20 protein-coding genes, 1 pseudogene and 1 riboswitch are annotated in these 20,058 nt (G+C 29.7%); all 21 genes and pseudogenes read left to right on the top strand.

Annotated elements, in window-relative coordinates:
- Nucleotides 1–1,200: NADH-ubiquinone oxidoreductase-F iron-sulfur binding region domain-containing protein (locus tag BUA77_RS08830; protein WP_072889301.1), on the top strand; the 1,200-nt coding region annotated here is incomplete at its 5' end.
- Between the two features lie 77 nt (nucleotides 1,201–1,277).
- On the top strand, nucleotides 1,278–3,980 hold the full coding sequence (gene fdhF, locus BUA77_RS08825; RefSeq protein WP_084605667.1) for a formate dehydrogenase subunit alpha: 2,703 nt from the start codon (nucleotides 1,278–1,280) through the stop codon (nucleotides 3,978–3,980).
- On the top strand, nucleotides 3,973–4,461 hold the full coding sequence (locus BUA77_RS08820) for a MogA/MoaB family molybdenum cofactor biosynthesis protein (RefSeq protein WP_072889300.1): 489 nt from the start codon (nucleotides 3,973–3,975) through the stop codon (nucleotides 4,459–4,461). The genes fdhF and BUA77_RS08820 overlap by 8 nt, the downstream gene beginning before the upstream one ends.
- 9 nt (nucleotides 4,462–4,470) lie before the next feature.
- Nucleotides 4,471–5,082, top strand: coding sequence for a molybdenum cofactor guanylyltransferase (gene mobA / locus BUA77_RS08815; protein WP_072889298.1), 612 nt, complete (start codon nucleotides 4,471–4,473; stop codon nucleotides 5,080–5,082).
- Nucleotides 5,075–5,857 (top strand): formate dehydrogenase accessory sulfurtransferase FdhD, encoded by a 783-nt coding sequence (gene fdhD, locus BUA77_RS08810; protein ID WP_159428973.1) that lies wholly within the window; start codon nucleotides 5,075–5,077, stop codon nucleotides 5,855–5,857. The genes mobA and fdhD overlap by 8 nt, the downstream gene beginning before the upstream one ends.
- Nucleotides 5,826–5,943, top strand: a riboswitch (molybdenum cofactor riboswitch). It overlaps the preceding gene by 32 nt.
- Nucleotides 5,944–6,003: 60 nt before the next feature.
- The gene (locus tag BUA77_RS08805) at nucleotides 6,004–6,867 is read left to right on the top strand and encodes a substrate-binding domain-containing protein (RefSeq protein ID WP_072889296.1); all 864 of its coding nucleotides are present in this window, start codon (nucleotides 6,004–6,006) and stop codon (nucleotides 6,865–6,867) included.
- Between the two features lie 79 nt (nucleotides 6,868–6,946).
- Entirely contained in the window at nucleotides 6,947–7,636 is a 690-nt protein-coding gene (locus BUA77_RS08800) for an ABC transporter permease (protein ID WP_072889294.1), read from the top strand.
- 1 nt (nucleotide 7,637) lies between these two features.
- Nucleotides 7,638–8,285: an ATP-binding cassette domain-containing protein gene (locus BUA77_RS08795; protein WP_072889292.1), complete on the top strand. Its 648-nt coding sequence runs from the start codon at nucleotides 7,638–7,640 to the stop codon at nucleotides 8,283–8,285.
- The gene (locus tag BUA77_RS08790) at nucleotides 8,272–9,498 is read left to right on the top strand and encodes a molybdopterin molybdotransferase MoeA (RefSeq protein WP_072889290.1); all 1,227 of its coding nucleotides are present in this window, start codon (nucleotides 8,272–8,274) and stop codon (nucleotides 9,496–9,498) included. The genes BUA77_RS08795 and BUA77_RS08790 overlap by 14 nt, the downstream gene beginning before the upstream one ends.
- 11 nt (nucleotides 9,499–9,509) lie before the next feature.
- The gene (locus BUA77_RS08785; protein WP_072889288.1) at nucleotides 9,510–11,411 is read left to right on the top strand and encodes a molybdopterin biosynthesis protein; all 1,902 of its coding nucleotides are present in this window, start codon (nucleotides 9,510–9,512) and stop codon (nucleotides 11,409–11,411) included.
- A gap of 1 nt (nucleotide 11,412) precedes the next feature.
- Nucleotides 11,413–12,369, top strand: coding sequence for a GTP 3',8-cyclase MoaA (gene moaA, locus BUA77_RS08780; protein ID WP_072889286.1), 957 nt, complete (start codon nucleotides 11,413–11,415; stop codon nucleotides 12,367–12,369).
- Nucleotides 12,370–12,371: 2 nt separating this feature from the next.
- Nucleotides 12,372–12,836 carry a cyclic pyranopterin monophosphate synthase MoaC gene (gene moaC, locus BUA77_RS08775; RefSeq protein WP_072889284.1) on the top strand — a complete coding sequence of 155 codons (465 nt, stop codon included), beginning with the start codon at nucleotides 12,372–12,374 and terminating at the stop codon, nucleotides 12,834–12,836.
- 39 nt (nucleotides 12,837–12,875) lie between these two features.
- Entirely contained in the window at nucleotides 12,876–13,316 is a 441-nt protein-coding gene (locus tag BUA77_RS08770) for an MOSC domain-containing protein (RefSeq protein ID WP_072889303.1), read from the top strand.
- A gap of 66 nt (nucleotides 13,317–13,382) precedes the next feature.
- Nucleotides 13,383–14,072, top strand: coding sequence for a Crp/Fnr family transcriptional regulator (locus BUA77_RS08765; protein ID WP_072889282.1), 690 nt, complete (start codon nucleotides 13,383–13,385; stop codon nucleotides 14,070–14,072).
- A gap of 162 nt (nucleotides 14,073–14,234) precedes the next feature.
- Nucleotides 14,235–15,476 carry an ABC transporter substrate-binding protein gene (locus tag BUA77_RS08760; RefSeq protein WP_072889280.1) on the top strand — a complete coding sequence of 414 codons (1,242 nt, stop codon included), beginning with the start codon at nucleotides 14,235–14,237 and terminating at the stop codon, nucleotides 15,474–15,476.
- Between the two features lie 2 nt (nucleotides 15,477–15,478).
- On the top strand, nucleotides 15,479–16,180 hold the full coding sequence (locus BUA77_RS08755) for a GTP-binding protein (RefSeq protein ID WP_072889278.1): 702 nt from the start codon (nucleotides 15,479–15,481) through the stop codon (nucleotides 16,178–16,180).
- Between the two features lie 19 nt (nucleotides 16,181–16,199).
- Nucleotides 16,200–17,189, top strand: coding sequence for an ATP-binding cassette domain-containing protein (locus BUA77_RS08750; protein WP_200773947.1), 990 nt, complete (start codon nucleotides 16,200–16,202; stop codon nucleotides 17,187–17,189).
- Between the two features lie 13 nt (nucleotides 17,190–17,202).
- Nucleotides 17,203–18,849, top strand: a complete 1,647-nt coding sequence (gene hcp, locus BUA77_RS08745; protein ID WP_072889274.1) for a hydroxylamine reductase — start codon at nucleotides 17,203–17,205, stop codon at nucleotides 18,847–18,849.
- Nucleotides 18,850–18,872: 23 nt separating this feature from the next.
- On the top strand, nucleotides 18,873–19,199 hold the full coding sequence (locus tag BUA77_RS08740; protein WP_072725668.1) for a cupin domain-containing protein: 327 nt from the start codon (nucleotides 18,873–18,875) through the stop codon (nucleotides 19,197–19,199).
- 209 nt (nucleotides 19,200–19,408) lie between these two features.
- The gene (locus tag BUA77_RS08735; RefSeq protein WP_072889273.1) at nucleotides 19,409–19,759 is read left to right on the top strand and encodes a zinc ribbon domain-containing protein YjdM; all 351 of its coding nucleotides are present in this window, start codon (nucleotides 19,409–19,411) and stop codon (nucleotides 19,757–19,759) included.
- Between the two features lie 126 nt (nucleotides 19,760–19,885).
- Nucleotides 19,886–20,058: pseudogene (locus tag BUA77_RS14875) on the top strand (IS701 family transposase); the annotation flags it as partial.

Here is a 20,058-nt window from a genome sequence, read left to right as displayed (position 1 = left end):
GGAGATCCAGGAGCATTCATGGATAGATCTATTCTTGAAGGGGATCCACATGTAGTAATAGAAGCCATGGCTATAGCAGGATATGCTGTAGGAGCAAATATGGGGTATGTATATGTAAGAGCCGAGTATCCTGTTGCTGTTAATAGGCTTCAAATAGCAATAGACCAAGCTAGAGAAAAAGGATATCTTGGTAAGAATATATTGGGAACTGATTTTGAATTTGATATGGAAATAAGACTTGGAGCTGGAGCATTCGTTTGTGGAGAAGAAACAGCACTTATAAACTCTATAGAAGGAAAAAGAGGAATGCCAAGACCAAGACCACCATTTCCAGCAGTTAAAGGCATATGGAATAAGCCAACTCTTCTTAATAATGTTGAAACTTATGCAAATATACCAAAAATAATTCTAAATGGAGCTGAGTGGTTCAGTTCAATAGGAACAGAAAAATCTAAAGGAACAAAAGTATTTGCACTTGGTGGAAAAGTAGAAAATACAGGACTTGTAGAAATACCAATGGGAACAACTTTAAGAGAAATAATATTTGAAATAGGTGGAGGAATACCAAAGAGAAAGAAATTTAAAGCTGTTCAAACTGGAGGACCATCTGGTGGATGCTTAACTGAAGATTACCTAGATACACCAATAGATTATGATTCATTAACAGCACTTGGATCTATGATGGGATCAGGTGGAATGATAGTAATGGATGAAGATAATTGTATGGTTGATATAGCTAAGTTCTTTTTAGAGTTTACTGTTGAAGAATCCTGTGGTAAATGCACTCCTTGTCGTGAAGGAACAAAGAGAATGCTTGAAATTTTAGAGAGAATAACACAAGGAAAAGGAGAAAAAGAAGATTTACAAAAACTTGAAAAACTTGCAAGTACAATTAAATCAACAGCCTTATGTGGGCTTGGACAAACTGCACCAAATCCAGTATTATCAACACTTAAGTATTTTAGACATGAATATGAAACTCATGTAAATGAAAAGAAATGTCCATCAGGAGTATGTCAAGAGCTTGTTAAATATTTGATAACTGACAAATGTGTAGGATGTACTAGATGCGCCAAGAAATGTCCGGTAGATGCCATAACTGGAAAGTTAAAGGAAAAACATATTATAGATTATGATAAATGTATAAAATGTGGGGCATGTTACAATGATTGTCCAGTAGATGCTATAATAAAAGGATAAAAAGAAGGAGGAAAACGTTATATTTTTGTCGAATTTATTAAAATCTGAGATTGTACAATAAGGGGGATAAAAAATATATGGTCAATATAAGGATTAATGGAAAAGACATTAGTGTTCCTAAAGACTATACAATACTTAAAGCTTGTGAGAGTATTGGTATTGATATTCCAACGTTCTGTCATGATGACAGGTTAGTTCCGGATGGAGCTTGTAGAATATGTGTTGTAGAAGTTGTTGGGGCTAAGAATCTTCCTACAGCATGTTCAACTCCAGTAGCTGAGGGAATAGAAATTTATACTCATAGCAAAAAGGTAATAGAAACTAGAAAAGAACTTTTAGGGCTTATATTATCAAATCATCCAATGGATTGTTTGACATGTGAAAAAGCAGGAAATTGTAAACTTCAAAATTACTGTTATGAGTATGGGGTAAAGGGAGTAAATTTTGAAGGTGAAAAGAAGAAATTTCCTATAGATGATAGTAATCCTTTTTACTATTCTGATCAAAACAAATGCATCATGTGTGGAAAATGTGTAAGAGTTTGTGCTGAGCTTCAATGTACTAATGCTATAGCCTTTAGTGAAAGAGGATTTAATACTCATATTTCTACCCCTTTTAATAAAGGACTTGAAAATTCTGAGTGTGTCTCATGCGGTAACTGTGTTTCAGTATGTCCAGTAGGAGCACTTATACCAAAGTCAAAGGAAAAGTTCAGACTTTGGGAAGTTAGAAAAGTTAGAACTACTTGTTCATATTGTGGAGTAGGGTGTCAAATGGATTTACTTGTGAAGGATGATAAGGTGGTAGGGGTAGAGCCTGCAAATGGACCATCTAATAAAGGTCTTTTATGTGTAAAAGGAAAATTTGGATATAAATTCATAAACCATCCTGATAGATTGAAAAAACCACTAATTAAGAAAAATGGAAAATTTGAAGAGGCTACATGGGAAGAGGCATACAATCTTATAGCTAGTAAAGTAAAAGAAATTAAAACAAAATTTGGACCTGATTCTTTTGCTGGACTTACTTCTGCAAGATGTACAAATGAAGAAAACTATTTATTCCAAAAGCTATTTAGAGCAGTAATAGGTACTAATAACGTAGATCACTGTGCTCGACTCTGACATTCATCTACAGTTGCAGGTCTTGCAACAACACTTGGAAGTGGAGCGATGACAAACAGTGTAGGTGAAATTTTAAATGCAGATGTTATCTTCGTTACAGGGTCTAATACAACAGAAAACCATCCTGTAATTGGTGCTCAAATGAGACAGGCAAAGAAAAGAGGAGCAAAAATCATAGTAGCAGATCCTAGGAGAATTGATTTAGTTAAAGATGCTGATGTTTTCCTTCAAATAAAACCAGGAACTAACATTGCACTTTTAAATGCTATGATGAATGTAATTATAGAAGAAGAGCTTGAGGATAAAGAATATATCAAAGAAAGAACCGAAAATTATGAAGCATTAAAAGAGCTTGTAAAAGATTATACTCCTGAAAAATGTGCAGATATTTGTGGAGTTAAAGCTGATGATATAAGAAAAGCTGCAAGAATTTACGCAAATGCTAAAAAAGCTGGAATATTTTATGCCATGGGTATTACTCAGCATAAAACTGGAACTCATGGAGTAATGTCTGTATCAAATTTAGCACTGCTTTGTGGAAATATAGGTATAGAATCAGGTGGAGTAAACCCACTAAGAGGACAAAATAATGTTCAAGGTGCTTGTGATATGGGTGGACTTCCAGGAACATTACCTGGATATCAAAAAGTAGTAAATTCTGAGGTTATAGAAAAGTTTGAAAAAGCATGGGACGTAAAATTATCTGATAAAGTAGGAATTACAATACCTGAGATTATGCATGGAGCTGAAACTGGTGATGTTAAATTTATTTATATAATGGGAGAAAATCCAATGCTTTCGGATCCTGATATAAATCATGTTAAAAAAGGGCTACAAAATTTAGATTTTTTAGTAGTTCAAGATATATTCTTAACAGAAACGGCTCAACTTGCTGATGTTGTACTTCCAGCTTCTTCATTTGCTGAAAAAGATGGAACATTTACAAATACAGAAAGAAGAATACAAAGAGTTAGAAAAGCTATAAATCCAGTAGGAGATACGAAGCCTGATTGGAAGATATTAATGGAAATAATGAATAAGCTGGGATATAAAAAGAAATACGCATCAGCATCTGATGTAATGGATGAAATAGCTTCAGTTACTCCACAATATGGTGGAATTAGTTATGAAAGAATAGAAAAATCAGGTATTCAGTGGCCTTGCCCAAGTAAAGACCATCTTGGGACGAAGTATCTTCATAAAGGTAATTGTGCTAGAGGAAAAGGATTGTTTATGCCAGTTGATTATGTAAAGAGTGCAGAAATTCCAGATAGTGATTATCCTCTGATAATGACAACAGGAAGAATACTGTATCATTATCATACAAGAACAATGACAGGTAGAGTAGAAGGATTAAATCAAAAGGCAGGTTATTCTTATATAGAAATAAATCCATCTACTGCAAATAAATTAGGAATAAAAGATGGTGAAAAAGTCAAACTTTATTCAAGACGTGGAGAAATAACTACTACTGCTAAAATAACTGATATTGTAGATGAAGAGGTAGTGTTTATGCCATTCCATTTTGCAGATGGAGCTGCAAACTATTTAACTAATACAGAACTAGATGATATATGTAAAATACCTGAGCTTAAGGTTTGTGCTGTAAGGCTTGAAAAGATTAATAAAAAGGTTTTGGAGGAAACATATGTTTAAAGTGGGGATAATTACAGCAAGTGATAAAGGATATATTGGAGAAAGAATTGATGAAAGTGGAAAAGTAATAGAAGAAATAGTAACTAAAAAGGGATATACTGTAGAAAAATATGTAGTACTTCCTGATAAAGAAGATTCTCTTTTAAATGAAATGATACATATGAGTGATGATTTGAGTGTAGACTTAATACTTACCACTGGAGGAACAGGATTTAGTGAAAGAGATGTAACTCCTGAGGCTACATTAAAAGCTGTAGATAGATTAGCTCTAGGTATATCTGAAGCTATGAGATACTACAGTCTCTCAATAACTAAAAGAGCTATGTTATCTCGTGGGGTAAGTGGGATAAGAAACAAAACATTAATTATAAATTTACCTGGAAGCCCTAAGGCTGTAAGAGAATCTTTAGAATATGTAATAGACAGTGTTCATCACGGTCTTGAGATACTTACAGGAAAAGCATCTGAATGTGCAAGATAGAGGGAGATTATGGATAAATTTAAAAGTGCAGTAATACTTGCTGGTGGTAAAAGTACTAGAATGGAATTTGATAAACAATTTTTAAAAATAAATAAAAGAAGATTAATGGATAATATAATAAATAAGCTAAAGCAGGAATTTGAAGAAATAATAATAGTTACCAACAAGCCAGAATATTATTTAGGGCTTTCACATAAGGTAGTTTCTGATGAAATAAAACAAAAAGGACCTTTAAGTGGAATTCACATTGGACTTAAAGAAAGCTCTAGCAAATATATTTATTTTATAGCTTGTGATATGCCAATTATAAATATTGATTATATAAAATATATGAAGAATGAAATAAATAATAAAGATGTTAGTGCATGTGTAACAAAATTAGGTGATTGGATAGAGCCTTTTAATGCTTTTTACAACAAAGATTTAATAAATGATATAGAAAATCATCTATTAGAAGATAGAAGGTCTGTATTTTCACTTCTCAAAAAACTAAATACTTTTTATGTAGAAGAAAAAGATGCTAGAAAATTTAGTCCTAATTGGGATATGTTTTTAAACTTAAATACCAAAGAAGATTTAAGTAATTATCTACATTTGATAGGGAATGAGTTCAATGGATAATGTGAAAAATCTTGAGATAAGTAGATATAAAAGAAAAGAAATAAATAAAGAAGAAGATATAGTAGTAGTTGAATATCCATTTACTATATTTTTAAATGATAAAGAATTTGTAACTCTTCTGTGCTCGCCCAAATCTTTAGAGTATTTAGCTGTAGGGTTTTTAGCTTCTGAAGGGGTTATAAACTCTAATAAGGATATAGATAGGGTTATAGTTGATGAAGAAAAAGGATATGGATATATATACACAAAAAATAAGGACTTATTAACAGAAAAGCTATATGGGAAAAGAACTATAACAAGTGGCTGTGGAAAAGGAACTCTATTTTATAATGTGCTTGATTCGTTTAAAAGCAAAAAAATAGAGAATAAAACTTCTGTTAATCCAGATAAAATATTGAGCTTAATAAAAAATTTCAACAAAAAATCAGAGCTTTTTTTACAAACAGGAGGAGTTCACAGCTGCGGTCTTTGCAATAGTGAAAAAATAATATTATTTGAAGAGGACATAGGAAGACACAATGCACTTGATAAAATATTAGGTAAATGCTTAATTGATGATATAAAATTAAAAGATAAAATAATTCTTATAAGTGGAAGAATATCATCAGAAATACTTATAAAAATAGCAAAGAGAAAAATTCCAGTAGTAGTTTCAAGGTCAGCTCCAACTGATCTTGCAGTAAATATTGCAAGAGAGCTGAATATAACTTTAATAGGATTTGCAAGAGGAGAAAAAATGAATATCTACTCAAATTTTCCGAGCTTAAATGTCTAAGGTAGAGCTATGATATTTAAGCCTATGGGTTGAAGAAGAAATTCTTTAGCCTCCCGTGATTGGAAAGGAAAGTTTTAGGCTATAAATATGTCTTAAAACAGTCCTTTTGGGCTGTTTTTTTAATAATTTACAAGGGGGATAAAAAAATGAAAAAATTACTTTCTATTTTAACATCATTAATTTTAGTATTTACACTATTAGTAGGATGCTCTAGCACAAATGAGCAAAATGATAATGCATCTACTCAAGAACCACAAAAAATTACTAGCATAATACTTGCAACTACTACAAGTACAAGAGATAGTGGACTTCTTGATTATTTACTTCCAGAATTTAAGAAAGATACAGGAATAGAAGCTAAAGTTGTTGCTGTGGGAACAGGAAAAGCACTTCAAATGGGAGTAGATGGAGAAGCAGATGCACTTTTAGTACATGCAAAGGATAAAGAAGAAGAATTTGTAAAAAATGGAGATGGAATTGAAAGACATGATGTAATGTACAATGATTTCGTATTGGTTGGACCAAAGGATGATCCAGCAAAATTAAAAGAAAACTATTCAAATGATATAATAGGAGCTCTAAAAGCTATTAATGAAAATAAAGCTAAATTTATATCAAGAGGAGACGATTCAGGAACTCATAAAAAAGAGCTTAAGCTTTGGAAGAAAGCTGAAGTAACACCTGAAGGAGATTTTTATGTAGAAGCAGGAAAAGGGATGGGAGACGTTTTAAAAATGGCTGATGAAATGCAGGGATATACTTTAACTGATAGAGCTACATATTTATCAATGAAAGATAATTTAAGCCTTGAAATAACAGTTGAGAAAAATGATGATTTATTCAATCAATATGGAGTTATTCTTGTTAATCCTGACAAAAACGAAAACATAAATGCAGATAGTGCAAGAAAATTCATGGAATGGATTTTGGGAGAAAAAGCTCAAGGTATGATAGCTGAATATGGAAAAGATAAGTTTGGGCAAGCATTATTTGTTCCAAATGCAGAGTAGTTTTTTAAAAGAGGGACTTAAAGTATATGTAGTGCTTTAAGCCCTGATTTAATAGATATAAATATTAGGGGGAGAAGGAATGGTCTATATACTAGGGGGATTTAAGGAAGCAGTAAAACTTTTAATCTCATTTGATAAGGAAATTTATAAAATAATATTTTTATCTTTATTTGTATCTTCTACCTCAACAATAATATCTTCTGTTATTTGTATTCCAATTGGAATTTTTTTAGGAATAACTAGTTTTAAAGGAAAAAGACTTTTCTCAAGAATATTATATACACTAATGAGTACACCTTCAGTAGTAGTAGGACTTTTAGTTGCTATTATACTTTCTAGAAGAGGACCTTTTGGTTTTTTAAAGCTTTTATACACTCCATCAGCAATGATAATTGCTCAAACTTTACTTGTAATTCCATTGATATTAGGACTTACCTATAACCTAGCAAAAAATAGAGGAAAAGATATTGAAAGGGTAGGAATAACACTTGGAGCTAATAAATTTCAAATAATAGCTCTTATAGTAAGAGAGTTAAAGCTTGATTTATTTATAAATATAGTTACAACTTTTTCAAGAGCAATATCTGAAGTTGGGGCAGTTATGATTGTTGGAGGAAATATAAAAGGACATACAAGAGTTATAACTACATCTATTGCTATGTTTAATTCTATGGGAAATTATGCCATGGCAATAGCACTAGGAATAGTTCTTTTATTTATATCATTTGGTATAAACAGTATTATTTATAAATACAATGTGGAGGACTAATATGGATATTCAAATAAATAATCTTAAAAAGTACTATAAAGATAAACTTGTTCTAGATATAGATAATCTTCAAATAAAAAAAAGAATAATAACTGGGATAATAGGGCCAAATGGTGCAGGTAAAAGTACTCTTCTTAATATAATAGCTGGCATGGATAAGGATTTTAAAGGAAGTGTATTATATAAAGGAAAAAGCATAGATAAAAATATATATAAGGATATGACACTTGTACTTCAAAGACCTAATTTATTTAAAAGAAGTGTGTATGAAAATATTGAATATCCTCTAAAAATAAGGAGTATTTCTAAAGGAGAAAGAAAAGTGAAAGTCGAAAATATATTAAAAAGATTGGATATTCTTGACTTAAAAGACAAAAAAGGACATTTACTGTCGGGAGGAGAATCACAAAAGGTATCATTAGGTAGAGCTTTAGTGTTTACTCCAAAGCTTTTACTTTTAGATGAGCCAACATCAAATATAGATACTAATAGTACAAATTTAATAGAAAGAGAAATTTTAAATTACAATAAAATAAATAAAAGTACAGTTATTATAATAACTCATGATTTAAAACAAGCAAAAAGATTATGTGATGAAATTGTTTGTATTGAAAGGGGAAAGGTAGGGGGAATAGATGGAGTTTTTTAATGTTATATCAGTTGATGAAGTTAAAAATATATTAAAGGAAAATTTTTCGGACTTATGTATTAATTTAGAAGAAGTAAGTATTCTAAATTGTTTAGATAGAATATTAGGAGAAGATATAATATCAGATATTAATGTTCCAGAGTTTAATAGATCAACTGTTGATGGATATGCTATAAAAAGCAGTGACAGCCATGGCTGTAGTGACTCGCTTCCTAGCTTTTTAGATGTTGCTGGAGAAGTTAATATGGGAGAGAGTATAGATACTAAAATTAAATCAGGTCAGGCTGTATATGTTCCAACTGGAGGAATGATTCCAGAGGGAGCAGATAGTGTAATTATGATAGAACATGTTGAAAAATTAGATGATATAACTATTGCAATACACAGACCATTATTTCCTGGTGAAAATGTAATATACAAAGGCGATGATATAAAAAAAAGAGAAGTAATTTTAAATAAAGGAAAAAAAATAACACCACAGGATATAGGGGTTTTAGCAAGTTTAGGAGTAGGAACTGTTAAGGTATATAAAAAGCCTAAATTTTATATTATATCAACGGGAGACGAGATAATAGATTTAGATGAAGAATTAACTCTTGGAAAAATAAGAGATATAAATGGATATGCATTATATTCTTTAATAGAGAAATTAGGTGGAGAAATAGTAAATAGAGTTATAGTAAAGGATGATTATGAATTATTAAGAGAAGAAGTAGATAAAGCACTGAATACTTCAAATATTATTTTAATATCTGGAGGAAGTTCTGTTGGAACTCGTGACTTTACTTATGATGTTATAAATTCATTTGATGGAAAAGGAGTATTAGTTCATGGAGTTTCTATAAAACCAGGAAAACCTACGTTAATAGGAGAAGGAAAAGGAAAAGTAATATTTGGACTTCCTGGACATCCAGTATCTTCTATAATAGTATTTAAAATATTTGTTGAATACTTAGTTAAAGAAATTATAGGAATAAATAAAGAAATTAACAAAACAAAGGCTATAATGGATTATAATATTCACTCATCACCAGGAAAAGAAACATATCAAATGGTAAGTTTAGATGAAAGAGATGGAAAATTATATGCAGTACCTAACTTTGGAAAATCAGGACTTATAACACTTTTATCAAAATCTTGTGGATATGTAGTAATAAAATCTGAAGAAGAAGGATTATATAAGGGACAAGAGGTAGATATGTATTTTATATAGGGGGAATAAATATGAAAAAGGAAGATAGAAATATATATATTTCTAATACTGATGTAGATAAAGCAAAAGAAATATTTTTTAGTGAAATAAGGGATAAGTTTATAAGTTATGAAGAAATAGATGTTTTAAATAGTTTAAATAGGGTTACAAGTGAAGCTGTATTTGCTAAAAATTCCTCTCCTCATTATAATAGTGCAGCAATGGATGGTATAGCTGTTGTTGCAGAGAATACATATGGAGCAACTGAAGTTAATCCTAAAATAATTGAAGAAGGTAAGGACTTTGTTTATATAAATACAGGAAATTTAATAAAAGAGCCGTATAATGCAGTAATTATGATAGAAGATGTAATAGAGCTTGAAAAAGGTAAAGTTAAAATATTAAGTCCAGCTCATCCATGGCAGCACATAAGACCAATTGGAGAGGATTTAGTAGCAAATGAGATGATAATTCCTTCAAAGCATAAAATAAGACCTCTAGATTTAGGAGCTTTAATTGCTGGAGGAGTAGATAAACTAAAAGTTTATAAAAAGCCTAAAGTTGGAATTATCCCTACAGGGTCGGAAATAGTAGAGAAATTTGAAGATTTAAAAGAAGGAAAAATAATAGATTCAAATTCTAGAATGTTTGAAGGATTAGTTTTAGAATATGGAGGAATACCTAATAGAATTTCTCCAGTAAAGGATGATTATGAAATTCTTAAAAATACTATTTTAAAAGCAGTGGATGAAAATGACATAGTGCTTATAAATGCAGGGTCTTCTGCTGGAAGTGAAGACTATACTGTTAAGATAATAAGAGAAATAGGAAAAGTATTAGTTCATGGAGTTGCAATAAAGCCAGGAAAGCCTACAATACTAGGAATAGTTAATGAAAAGCCAGTTATAGGAATACCAGGATATCCTGTATCTTCTTATATGGTATTTGAAACATTAGTAAAGCCTTTAATATTAAAATACAGTAAATTTAAAGAGAATAAAGAAGAGATTAAAAAAGCAGTACTATCAAAAAGAATAGTTTCATCACTTAAAAATAAAGAACTTGTAAGAGTAAATCTAGGATATGTTAAAGATAAATTAATAGCAACACCTCTAACTCGTGGAGCAGGAGTTACAATGAGTCTTGTTAAAGCTGATGGAGTACTTGAAATCCCTCAAAATAGTGAGGGAATAGAAGCTGGAAACTTTGTAGATGTAAAACTTTTAAAAACAGAAGATAGTATAAAAGAAACTTTAGTTTCTATTGGAAGCCATGATTTAATAATGGATATAATTTCAGATATAATGCCTTTATCATCTGGACATGTTGGAAGTATGGGGGGGATTATGGCAATGAGAAGAGGTGAATGCCATATATCACCTATACATCTTCTTGATGAAAATACAGGAGAGTACAATATAAGCTATATAAAAAAATACTTTAAAGGAAGAAAAATGTCACTAATAAAAGGAGTTAAAAGACTTCAAGGATTTATGATTCAAAAAGGAAATCCTAAAAATATAAATGATTTTAAGGATTTAATAAGAGAAGATGTATCTTTTGTAAATAGACAAAGAGGGGCAGGAACTAGAATACTTCTTGATTATAATATAAATAAATTAGATATAGAAACTAGTGATATAAAAGGATATGAAAGAGAAATGACAACTCATATGGCAGTAGCTGTAAGTGTTAAGAGCAATTCTTGTGATACTGGACTTGGAATAATGTCAGCAGCTAAGGCCATGGATTTAGATTTTATACCAGTTGGATATGAATGTTATGACTTTTTAGTACCTTTTGAATATATGGAAGATGAAAAGATAATTAATTTTATAAATGTAATTAAAAGCGAAGAATTTAAGAATAGAATAAATAATCTGGGGGGATATGAGGTTGAAAATACTGGAGAAGTAATAATTGTGGGGGAGTAATATGATTGACTCATATAAAAGAAAAATAAATTATCTTAGAATATCAATAACAGACTTATGCAACTTAAGATGCAAATACTGCATGCCAAAGAATGGAATAAGTAAAATAGATCACAATGAAGTTTTAAGATTAGAAGAAATAGAAAAAATAACAAAAGTATTTGTAGATTTAGGAATAAATAAAATAAGAATAACAGGTGGAGAGCCTTTAGTTAGAAGAGGAGTTTTAAATTTAATTGAGAAAATAGGAAAGATAGATAAAGTAAAAGACTTTGCACTAACTACAAATGGATTGCTTCTAAAAAAATACGCAAAAGATTTAAAAAATGCAGGACTAAACAGAGTGAATATAAGCCTTGATACATTAAATGAAGAAAAATATAGAGAGATAACTAGAGGTGGAAATTTAAAGGATTTAATAAAAGGAATAAAAGAAGCTAAAAAAGTAGGACTTACTCCTATAAAATTAAATACTGTTTTAATTGGTGGATTTAATGAAAATGAAATTTATGATTTTGTTAACTTAACTAAAAATGAAGAAATAGATGTTAGATTTATAGAGCTTATGCCTATAGGTGAGGCTAAAGGTTGGTCATTAGATAAGTTTATACCAAACAGCAGAGTCTTAGAATGTATAAAAGATTTAAAAGAGATTAAAAGGGATGACATATCATCTCCTGCAAACTATTATAAACTTTCTAATGGAAAGGGAAAGGTAGGATTTATAAACCCAATATCATGCAAATTCTGTGATAACTGTAATAGAGTAAGACTAACTTGTGATGGAAAGCTTAAATTATGTCTTCATTCAAATGAAGAAATAGATTTAAAAACTCCTTTAAGAAATGGAGAAGATTTAAAAGAGATAATTATAAATTCTATAAATAAAAAGCCAAAATCACATCACTTAGAAGATGGAGAATATATAAAAAGAAATATGGTAGCTATAGGAGGATAAATATGGAGTTTACTCATTTTAATGAAAATGGAAGAGCGCATATGGTAAATGTAGGAGAAAAAGATGACACTAAAAGAGTAGCAATAGCAAGAGGTTCTATAAAAATGAAAAAAGAAACAGTTGATTTGATAAAAGAAGGACTTATAAAAAAAGGAGATGTTTTATCGGTAGCTCAAATAGGTGGAATAATGGGATCTAAAAAGACATCTGATTTAATTCCAATGTGCCATAACATATTCTTAACTGGTGCTGATATAAAATTTAATATATTAGAAGATGAAATAGAAATACAAGCTTCAGTTTTTACTTTTGGAAAAACAGGAGTTGAAATGGAAGCACTAACTGCAGTATCCATGGCAGCTTTAACTATTTATGATATGTGCAAATCGGTAGATAAGGATATGGTAATAGATAATGTTAGACTTGTTAAAAAAACTGGTGGCAAATCAGATTATATAAGAAAGTAAAAAGAAAGTAAATTATGGGGAGGAATAGAAATGAATAAAATTGGAAAAGTTGTGGCTATTAATATAAGTGAGAAAAAAGGGGTTATTAAAAAACCTATACCTGAAGGTGAATTTAAAGAAGATTATGGTTTAGTTGGGGATGCTCATGCAGGGAAATGGCACAGACAAGTAAGTTTACTTGGTCAAGAAAGTATAGATAAAATGAAGGCTTTAGGAATAGATGGACTTTGTACAGGTAAGTTTGCTGAAAATATTACAACAGAGGGTATAATTCTTCATGAGCTTCCTATTGGAACAAGACTTAAAATAGGTGATACTGTTCAAGAGGTTACTCAGATAGGTAAAGAGTGCCATGGGGGATGTGAAATAAGAAAGCAGGTTGGAGATTGTATAATGCCAAGAGAAGGTATATTTACAAGAGTTATTAAAGGTGGAGTAGTAAAAACTGGAGATGTTATAGATGTTATAGAATGGAAATAGTATATTCTATGATATAATAAAGGAATACTAAAAAAGAAAGGAGTAGTAGCTTAAAAATAAAATTTTATGTATACTAAATGGTTAAATAAGCTTAAAAATGTCAAACTTTTTGAAAATATTGAGTTAGACGAATTAAACAGAATGTTAATTTGTTTAAAACCCAAAATAGTATCTTATAAAAAAAAGGAGTATATAACCATAGTAGAAAATAAGTTTACTGGAATAGGAATTGTAATTCAAGGAGAAGTAGTTGTTACAAAAGAAAATACAGCAGGCGATAGAGTTATTATGACTAAATTGAAAGAGAATAGTATATTTGGCGAAGTAATTGCTTTTTCTAACGATGATAAGTGGCCTGTTACAGTAATTGCATCTACAGACTGTATAGTATGGTTTTTTACTCCAAATAAAATTCTAGCTAATTGTCCTAAAATGTGTATTGGGCATAAATTATTAATTCAAAATATGTTAAAAATAGTTTCGCAAAAGGCACTTGAACTTAATAGGAAAATAGAATATTTATCAATGAAAAGTATAAGGAGTAAAATAAGTGCATATTTATTAGAACAGTATAGTATTGCTGGAAGAAATAAATTTATGGTACCTTTAAAAAGACATGAATTAGCTGAATTTTTAAATGTATCTAGACCATCATTGTCCAGAGAAATTATAAAAATGAAAGAAGAAGGTATTATTAATTTTTACAAATCTTCATTTGAGATTATTGATGTTGATTCGTTAAAATCGAATGTATAATTAAAATGGTTATACAAGTATACTTAAAATACTTGTATAACCATTTTTTTAAAAAAAATTTTTTGTGTAACAGAGGATACGGAAATGGAAAAATGCAAATGATATAATAAGTGTAACAAAAGAAAAAATTACTAAATTATGAGTAATTTATGAGGTGAAAAAATGGATAATAGATATTTTGATATAAAAGATACATTGTTTGATATTACTGAAAAATATAAAGAAGCAATTGATTTGTTGGTTTCAGTAGGTTTTGAAAATATAAAAGATGAAAATCAAAGAAAAACAATTGGAAAAACAATTACATTAGAAACAGCTTTAAAAATGAAAAAAATAAATATAGATACTTTTACAAAACAATTAATAAATATTATTGAAGATAAGCAAAATAATGTGGATAAGGTATCTAAAGTAAATGAAATAGCACAAAATGCAGATGTGAAAATTGAAGGTATATTGCCATGTCCTGTAAGAGTGCCGTTGATGGAAGCTTTTCAAGATTGGTTGGAAAATAATAAAGAGAAGTTAAATGTGACTATAGGTTATGAATTAAAAGCTGCATCTATGGGTGTAGATTGGCTGAAAGAATCTTTAGAAAAAACAAAATCAGTAGATGTATTACCAGATATATTTATATCAGCAGGATTTGACTTATTTTTTGATAAAAATTTAATTGGTAAATATAAGTCAGAAGGTGTATTTGAAGATATTACAGAAATAGAGCATTACAATAGAGATTTTGAAAATGATTATATAAATCTAAAAGATCCAGATAAACAGTATTCAATGATAGGAGTTGTACCAGCAGTATTTTTAGTGAATACAGAGGAATTAAAAGGACTGAAAATGCCTTCAAGTTGGGAAGATATATTAAGTGAAGAATTTGAAAATAAAGTGAGTTTACCAATAGGAGATTTTGATTTGTTTAATGCCATATTATTAAATATTTATAAAAAATACGGTGAAGAAGGAGTAAAAAAATTGGGTAAAAGCTTGTTAAAAAGTATGCACCCATCGGAGATGGTTAAATCTCATATTAGAAAAACAGAAAAACCAGTTGTTACAATAATGCCGTATTTTTTCACGAGAATGATAAAGAGAGATGGACCTATGAAAGCTATATGGCCAAAAGACGGTGCGATTATTAGTCCGATATTTATGTTGAGTAAAAAAGAGAAAAAGGAAAAATTAAAACCAATTGTAGATTTTTTTGCTTCAAAAAAAGTTGGAGAAATATTATCGCACAATGGGAAGTTCCCAAGTGTAAATCCCGATGTGGATAATATGATTTCTAAAGATCATAAGTATATGTGGATTGGTTGGGATTATATTAAAAATAATGATATAGGAAGTTTAATAAGTAAATGTGAGAAAATGTTTAATGAAGCTATTAGAGAGGTGTGATTATGAATTTAATAACAATATCGGGACCTCCTTCATCTGGAAAAACATCAGTAATATTAAAGACAATTTCTGCTCTACATCAAAGAGGGTTAAGTGTAGGTGTAGTAAAGTTTGATTGCTTATATACTGACGATGATGTTTTATATAAAAAGTCAGGAGTTCCAGTTAAAAAAGGATTATCGGGTTCTTTATGTCCAGATCATTATTTTGTGAGTAATATTGAAGAAGTTGTTCAGTGGGGAAAAAAACAAAATCTAGATGTATTGATTACAGAAAGTGCAGGACTTTGTAATCGTTGTTCACCGTACATTAAAGATATTAAGGCAATATGTGTTATCGATAATTTAAGTGGTATTAATACACCTAAAAAAATTGGACCTATGTTAAAATCGGCAGATATTGTTGTAATAACAAAAGGGGATATTGTATCACAAGCAGAAAGAGAGGTTTTTGCTTCGAAAGTTCATTCGGTAAATCCCAAGGCGATAATAATGCATGTAAATGGATTAACAGGGCAAGGTGCATTTGAATTAAGCACACTATTATATGATGAAAAAGAAGATGTAGAAACTGTGAGAGGAAAAGAATTGAGATTTTCAATGCCTTCAGCTCTTTGTTCATACTGTTTAGGAGAGAGAAGAATTGGGGAAGATTATCAAATGGGTAATGTTAGAAAGATGAAATTGGGTGAAGAAGATGATTAGTATAAAAGATATAGAAAAAATGAAAATAAAGAATCTTGAAAGTAAATATCCATTTTCTATTTCTTTTTTTCAAAACAATAATCTTAATGTAGAAGGATATGAAGAAATTACATTTGAACAATATTTAAATCATTTTACTGAAGAAGAAATAGAGGAGTGGGCAATAGATATTGAAAAATTAAAAGACGATTTTGTAGCTTATATCAATGAGATGTTAGAATTTCTCGGAATAGTAGAAGATGATAATATAGAGTCTTTGACAATTGTAGCAGGTAAGAACAAATATGGAGAAAGAGAGAATTTTGAAACACTTACTATTCGCAAAAGTGAAATAGTATCAATTGTTGGGCCAACAGGTTCAGGGAAAAGTCGATTATTAGCTGATATTGAATGGGCTGCTAATAATGATACTCCTACTGGAAGAACTATTTTAATTAATGGAGAAATACCTGATAAAAAATGGCGTTTTTCATCTTCAAATAAATTAGTTGCACAATTATCTCAAAATATGAATTTTGTAATGGATTTAACTGTAAGAGAGTTTATAGAGTTACATGCTAAAAGTAGAATGGTTGAAAAAGAAGAAGAAGTAATTAGGAGAATTATTGATGCTGCTAATAATTTAGCTGGTGAACAATTTAATTTAGATACACCTATTACTAGTCTTAGTGGAGGGCAGTCTAGAGCTTTAATGATAGCAGATACAGCAATACTAAGTACATCACCGATTGTTTTAATAGATGAAATAGAAAATGCAGGAATAGATAGGAAAAAAGCTTTAAATCTTCTTGTTAATGAAGAAAAAATTGTATTAATGGCTACACATGATCCTATTTTAGCCTTAATGGCAGATAAGAGAATTGTTATAAAAAATGGTGGTATAGATAAAATTATAGAAACTAACAATGAAGAAAAAGGTATGTTAGCAGAATTAGAAAAAATGGATGAAATTATAAGTACATTAAGAGCTAATTTGAGAAAAGGTGAAATATTAAAAAAAATAAATTAGGAGGTTTTTTAAAATGAGTATGTTTTGTTATCAATGTCAAGAGGCAGCAAAGGGAACAGGTTGTACAATTAAAGGGGTTTGTGGTAAATCAGAAGATGTTGCAAAATTACAAGATTTAATGATTTACACATTGAAAGGTATAGCATTAATTGCACAAGAATGTAAAAAAGCAGGTATTAAGTTTTCAAATGCAAATCACTTTATAATGAATGGTTTGTTTATGACTATTACAAATGCTAATTTTGATGAAGGGGTATTTATTGAAAAAATCAAAGAAGGAATAGCTTTGAGAGAAGAAATGAAAGAAGAATTAAAAAATAAAGGGATAGTACTTAATGATTTACATGATGTTGCTACATGGAAAGCAGATTCAGAATCTGTTATAAAGGCTAAAGCAGATTCTGTTCAAGTTGGAGTTTTGGCTACAGAAAATGAGGATATTCGTTCTCTTAGAGAATTAATAACATATGGACTTAAAGGTATGGCAGCTTATGCAGAACATGCTTATAATCTTGGAAAAGAGAGTGAAGAAATTTATGAGTTTATTTCAAAAGCATTAGTTGCAACATTAGATGATACATTGAGTGCAGATGATTTAGTTGCTCTTACATTGGAAACAGGTAAATATGGTGTAGATGTTATGGCTATGTTAGATGCTGCTAATACAGGTGCTTATGGGAATCCAGAAATAACTGAAGTGAATATTGGGGTTAGAAATAATCCGGCTATTTTAATATCAGGTCATGATTTGAAAGATTTAGAGCAGTTATTAGAACAAACAAAGGGTACAGGAGTAGACGTTTATACGCATGGTGAGATGTTACCAGCTCATTATTATCCAGCTTTTAAAAAGTATGATCATTTTGTTGGTAATTATGGAAATGCATGGTGGAAACAAAAGGAAGAATTTGAAACATTTAATGGACCAATACTATTTACAACAAATTGTATTGTGCCACCAAAACCAGAACATATAGAAAGAATTTACACTACTGGCTCAACGGGATATCCTGGATGTAAACATATTGAAGCTGATGAAAATGGAAAAAAAGATTTTTCTGAAATAATTGAACATGCTAAAAAATTAGATTCACCTAAAGAAATAGAAACAGGAAAAATTATTGGAGGATTTGCACATGAACAAGTTTTTGCATTAGCAGATAAAATAGTAGATGCTATAAAATCTGGTGCAATTAAAAAATTCTTTGTAATGGCCGGTTGTGATGGAAGAATGAAATCTAGATCTTATTATACTGAGTTTGCGAAAAAATTACCAAAGGATACAGTTATTTTAACAGCTGGTTGTGCTAAATATCGTTATAACAAATTAGATTTAGGAGATATAGGAGGTATTCCAAGGGTACTAGATGCTGGACAATGTAATGATTCTTATTCATTAGCTGTTATTGCCCTTAAATTAAAAGAGATATTTGAGCTTAATGATATTAATGAGTTGCCGATAGCATACAATATTGCATGGTATGAGCAAAAAGCAGTAATTGTATTACTTGCATTGCTTTACCTTGGTGTGAAAAATATTAAGCTTGGACCGACATTACCTGCGTTTTTATCACCAAATGTGGCAAAAGTGCTTGTTGATACTTTTGGTATTAATGGTATAAATAGTGTAGATGAAGATTTAGAACAGTTTTTAGGATAAAAAAGCAGAAGGAGTTGTATGATATGTTAGAAAAAATTTATAAGTATTCAACAGGAAATGAAAAAGCGATAGAAAAAATAATTAATGATGAAAATATTCATTTAAATCATATGATATTTAATAAAGGTGAGGGATTACCAGAACATTTTGCAAATTCTAATGTGTATATGATAGTAATAAGAGGAACATTGTCAATTCAATTGGGAGATCAAGAAGTACATGAATATGTTAAAGGAGATATACTGAATATTCCTTATAATACTAAAATGAATGTTGGAAATAAGCATGATGAAACGTTGGAGATTTTCGTTATTAAAGCACCAAATCCTAAAGATTATGTGCAGAAATAAAGCAAATAAATTAGCCATGGCATTTGCCATGGCTAATTTTGTGTGTAAAATATATGAGGCATCTAATAAGCGTCAAAAAGGAACTTCAAGGAGAGTTTAGAAGGAGATTTGTCAATATGACAAAGTTATGATAATATATAAAACTATGAGGAAATCAGAAATAATTCTTATTAATCAAAATTAATAATAATGATGGAGGAAATGAAATTATGTTTAATTTACCAAATTGTCCAAAATGTAATTCAGAATATACTTACGAAGATGGAAGTCTTCTTATTTGCCCAGAATGTGCACATGAATGGACTTTAGAATCAATAGATGAAAATAGTGAAAATACAAATGCTATCAAAGATTCAAATGGAAATATATTAAATGATGGTGATACTGTAACAATAATTAAGGATTTGAAAGTAAAAGGAAGTTCATCAGTTATAAAGATAGGTACAAAAGTAAAAAATATACGTTTAATTCATGATTCATCTGATGGACATGATATTGATTGTAAAATAGATGGCTTTGGAGCTATGAAATTAAAGTCACAATTTGTTAAAAAGGCATAAATATATAAACACCACTTTACAAGTAATTGATTAAATTTAATCCAAAAAATAATATAACTGAGCCTTAAATTGTTAATAATCTTTAGTGATTAAACCAAAATAACAAATAAGGAGCTCAGTTATATTATGATTATTGACGATAAATCAACTTTAAAAACACTAAAAAAGTATTTATTTTTGTATAGAGATATTTTCTATAAGCGTAGCTTTGAATTATTTGTACTTACAATCTTAGCCATTATTACTATGCAAAAAGTTCAGTCTATAAAGTATATATACGAAAAATTCATATCTAAATA

It is taken from the genome of Tepidibacter formicigenes DSM 15518 (assembly GCF_900142235.1).
GTDB lineage: Bacteria > Bacillota > Clostridia > Peptostreptococcales > Peptostreptococcaceae > Tepidibacter > Tepidibacter formicigenes.
This window is presented reverse-complemented; position numbering and strand designations above follow the sequence as displayed.